Origin of the sequence: uncultured Cetobacterium sp. (assembly GCF_947038635.1) — a bacterium.
In the GTDB taxonomy this organism is placed as follows: domain Bacteria; phylum Fusobacteriota; class Fusobacteriia; order Fusobacteriales; family Fusobacteriaceae; genus Cetobacterium_A.
Genome location: NZ_CAMQXC010000182.1, coordinates 1 through 2,859, shown reverse-complemented (window position 1 = coordinate 2,859; position 2,859 = coordinate 1). Strand labels below are relative to the sequence as shown.

Sequence of the window (2,859 nt, the reverse complement as noted above, 5' to 3'; positions counted from 1 at the left end):
GCAATCGGATTAGTAATCCCTGCACTAGCTGGAAAATTAGATGGAGCTGCTCAAAGAGTACCAGTAATCACTGGATCATTAACTGAGTTAGTAACTGTTTTAGAGAAGCCAGTAACTGTTGCTGAAATCAATGCTGCTATGAAAGCTGCTGCAAACGAGTCATTCGGATACACTGAGGAAGAGTTAGTATCTTCTGATATCATCGGAATCGAATTCGGATCATTATTTGATGCAACTCAAACTAGAGTTATGACAGTTGGAGATAAGCAATTAGTTAAAACTGTTGCTTGGTACGATAACGAGATGTCTTATACTGCTCAATTAATAAGAACTTTAAAGTACTTCGTAGAGCTTTCTAAGTAATTAGATTATCTAGGAAAAACAGAATAAACAGAATAGCGGGACTATTTAGTTCCGCTTTTTTTTAAGAAAATATAAGTTATTTATAAAAATTTTGGGAGGTTCATACAAAATGGCAAAGAAAATTGTAACTGATTTAAATGTAGCTGGTAAAAAAGTTTTAATGAGAGTTGATTTTAACGTTCCTATGAAAGATGGAAAAATCACTGACGAAAACAGAATCGTAGCTGCTTTACCAACTATAAAGTATGTTTTAGAAAACGGAGGAAAAGTAATTGCTTTCTCTCACTTAGGAAAAGTTAAAGAAGCTGCTGATTTAGAAAAAAGAAATATCGAGCCTGTTGCTAAGAGATTAGCTGAGCTTTTAGGACAACCTGTAACTTTCATCAACGCTACAAGAGGAGAGGAGTTAGAAAAGGCTGTTGCTAACTTAAAAGATGGAGAAATCTTAATGTTCCAAAACACTAGATTTGAAGATTTAGATGGTAAAAAAGAATCTAAAAATGATCCTGAGTTAGGAAAGTACTGGGCTTCTTTAGGAGATTTATTCGTTAACGATGCATTTGGAACTGCTCACAGAGCTCATGCTTCTAACGTTGGAATCGCTGCTAACATTGGAGAAGGAAATACTGCTGCTGGATTCTTAATGGAAAAAGAGATTAAGTTCATCGGTGGAGCTGTTGATGCCCCAGAAAGACCTTTAGTTGCTATCTTAGGAGGAGCTAAAGTTTCTGATAAAATTGGAGTTATTGAAAACTTATTAGTTAAAGCTGATAAAATATTAATCGGTGGAGCTATGATGTTTACATTCTTCAAAGCTTTAGGAAAAAATACAGGGAAATCTCTTGTTGAAGAGGATAAAGTTGAGTTAGCTAAATCTTTATTAGAGAAAGCTAATGGAAAAATAATTTTACCTATCGATACTGTAATCTGTAAAGAGTTCTCTAACGATGCACCTCATTCAGTTGTATCTGTAGATGCAATTCCTGATGATGAGATGGGATTAGATGTAGGACCTGCTACAGTTAAGTTATTTGCTGATCAATTAGTTGGAGCAAAAACAGTTGTATGGAACGGACCTATGGGTGTATTTGAGATGTCTAATTACGCTAAAGGAACTATCGGAGTTTGTGAAGCTATCGCTAACTTAGAGAATGCTACAACTATCATCGGTGGAGGAGACTCTGCTGCTGCTGCTATCTCTTTAGGATTTGCTGATAAGTTCTCTCACATCTCTACTGGAGGAGGAGCTTCTCTAGAATATTTAGAAGGTAAAAAATTACCAGGTGTAGAATCTATTTCTAACAAGTAATATATAAATATTTAAAAATTAAGACTACCACATTAATTTTTAGAACAAAAAAAAGGACGTTTTTATCGACGTCCTTTTTCTGTTTTCACCTTTAAACTATTTAAATCAAATAATATGATTTCATTTTTTAAATTATATAAATTATTAAATAATCGCTCTATTAAAATTTCACTTCCATCTTCAATAATTATAATTTTTATTTTTATATTTTCTTTTTTATAATTAGATACAATTTCATCAATATCCTTCCATAAAGATTTATCTCCAAATGTTCTTAAATGTAAATTTATTTCAACAACTATCTCTTTTTTTATATTATTTTTTTCTTTCCAATAGAAAGTATCTTTCAGAATAATTTTTAATACTTTTAAATCTACTTTTTTTATAATTCTCATCTCTTTTGAAACTTCTATAAAATCTTTATATCTAACTTCTCCTAATATCTCACTTTCTAAAATAACATTACTTTTTATCTTTAATATTCCTACATTTACCAAATCATTTTCTATTTCCAATTCACTTCTTAATCTATATTTATCATTTTTTAATATTTTTTTTAATAAGATCATTAAACTATCTTTTAAAATTTCTCCATTTTCTACAAAATAATCTATATGCCCTTTCTCATTTTTAGCTTTACACATTCCTACATCAGCATACATAAATGATTGTTCTATAGTTTCTTTTTCTTTTTTCTTATAGATTCCGATACTTGAGCCTATACTATATTTTTTTAATATATCACTTTCATTCAATTCTTTTTTTAATTCATTAATTACTAATTGATAATCAGATTTTTCTATAAAACAATAAAATTCATCACCTGATATTCTAAATATATTTTTTTCACCATGATCACTTCTAAATACTTTTTTTATTATTTTAGCATATTCTACCAAAATTTCATCACCTATATGGTGTCCATAATTATCATTAGCATATTTAAAATTATCTAAATCAATAAGTACTGCAACTCCTTTTTTACTCTTAAAATCTTCACAAAACCTATTAAATATAACTCTACTAAAAAGGCCTGTCAAAGTATCGAAAGTTATTTGCTTTTCTATTTCAAAATTTTTATTTCGTTTTATAATCATCACTATTATCATTAATAATAATAAAACTAAACTTATCTTAGAGAGTAATATATAGTTTATATCAAAAAATATAGAAAATAAAAACTATAT

Annotated in this window: 2 protein-coding genes and 1 pseudogene; 2 read left to right on the top strand and 1 reads right to left on the bottom strand. The window is 29.1% G+C overall.

Annotation, left to right across the window (positions count from 1 at the left end; genetic code table 11):
- Window positions 1-363, top strand: a pseudogene (locus Q0V08_RS11390) (type I glyceraldehyde-3-phosphate dehydrogenase); the annotation flags it as partial.
- A gap of 109 nt (window positions 364-472) precedes the next feature.
- Window positions 473-1,672 carry a phosphoglycerate kinase gene (locus Q0V08_RS11385; protein WP_023051779.1) on the top strand — a complete coding sequence of 400 codons (1,200 nt, stop codon included), beginning with the start codon at window positions 473-475 and terminating at the stop codon, window positions 1,670-1,672.
- A 62-nt stretch (window positions 1,673-1,734) separates the two neighbouring features.
- Here the strand turns inward: Q0V08_RS11385 and Q0V08_RS11380 are convergent, their stop codons facing one another.
- Window positions 1,735-2,769: a GGDEF domain-containing protein gene (locus Q0V08_RS11380; protein ID WP_297434834.1), complete on the bottom strand. Its 1,035-nt coding sequence runs from the start codon at window positions 2,767-2,769 to the stop codon at window positions 1,735-1,737.
- Between the last annotated feature and the right edge of the window lie 90 nt (window positions 2,770-2,859).

Coding starts and splice junctions, on each gene's coding strand:
- Q0V08_RS11385 (WP_023051779.1), top strand. CDS start 473: ATGGCAAAGAAAATTGTAACTGATTTAAATGTAGCTGGTAAAAAAGTT.
- Q0V08_RS11380 (WP_297434834.1), bottom strand. CDS start 2,769: ATGATTATAAAACGAAATAAAAATTTTGAAATAGAAAAGCAAATAACT.